The following is a 1027-nucleotide window of genomic DNA, read 5'->3' as shown; positions in this document are numbered from 1 at the left end:
GGCCGGCGCCGGGTGCCGGGTCAGCGTCGCGGCCGCCGCCGGCAGGGTGACGGTCATCGTCGTACCAGGGCCCGTCGTACCAGGGCCCGTCCTACCAGGGCCCGTCCTACCAGGGCCCGTCCTACCAGGGCCCGTCGCGCCAGGGCCCGTCGCGCCAGGGCCCGTCGCGCCGGGGCCGGGCGGGGAGGCGGCGGTGATCGTCCCGCCCATGAGCGTGCACAGCGTGCGGCAGATGGCCAGGCCCAGGCCGGTGCCGCCGTAGCGCCGCGAGGTGGAGGTGTCGACCTGCGTGAACGAATCGAAGATCGTCTCCAGGTGTTCGGGGGGAATGCCGACGCCGGTGTCACGCACCGTGAAACGCCATGCGCGCCTCCCGTCAGCACCGGCCGGCGACGCCCCGACCGTGACGGTCACCTCGCCGCGTTCGGTGAACTTCACCGCGTTGCTCAGCAGGTTGACCAGGATCTGCCGAACCCGCGTCGGATCGCCGACCATGCCCGGTGGGCAGCCGGGTTCGAGGACGCAGGCCAGCTCGAGGCCCTTCGCGCCGGCGTCCGCCGCGACGAGGTCGAGGGCGGCCTGGACGCACGCCGCGACGTGGAACGGCATCGGTTCCAGCCTGAGGTGGCCCGCCTCGATCTTGGAGAAGTCGAGGATGTCGTTGATCAGCAGGAGCAGCGAGTGGGCGCTGTCGTGGACGACCTCGGTGAGATGGCGCTGGTCGGCGTCTAGGCGGCTGTCGAGAAGCAGGCCGGACATGCCGATGACGGCGTTCATCGGGGTCCGGATCTCGTGGCTCATGGTGGCCAGGAACGCGCTCTTCGCCGCGTTGGCGCTCTGCGCGGTGGACGCGGCGTCGCGCAGGGCGTCGGCGGCGCGGACCCGGTCGGCGACCTGCCCGAGCTGCGCCGCCACGTCGGAGAGCAGGGCGAGCAGGGCGGCGTCCGGGTCGGACCTCGTCGGGGAGGCTCATCAGCTTGCGCTGCACGCTGTCGTAGAGCATCCGGCCGAGCTCGGTGGCGGTGAC

General features: G+C 72.7%; 1 protein-coding gene. It reads right to left on the bottom strand.

The window, feature by feature from the left end:
• A partial coding sequence (locus tag MXD58_RS25430; protein WP_250610205.1) for a sensor histidine kinase occupies positions 1–915 on the bottom strand: 915 nt, incomplete at its 3' end.
• Positions 916–1027: the final 112 nt, after the last annotated feature.

The organism is Frankia sp. AgKG'84/4, assembly GCF_023242965.2.
In the GTDB taxonomy this organism is placed as follows: Bacteria; Actinomycetota; Actinomycetes; order Frankiales; family Frankiaceae; genus Frankia.
Note: the sequence above shows the minus strand (reverse complement) of the source record. Positions and strands in the feature narration are given on the sequence as shown.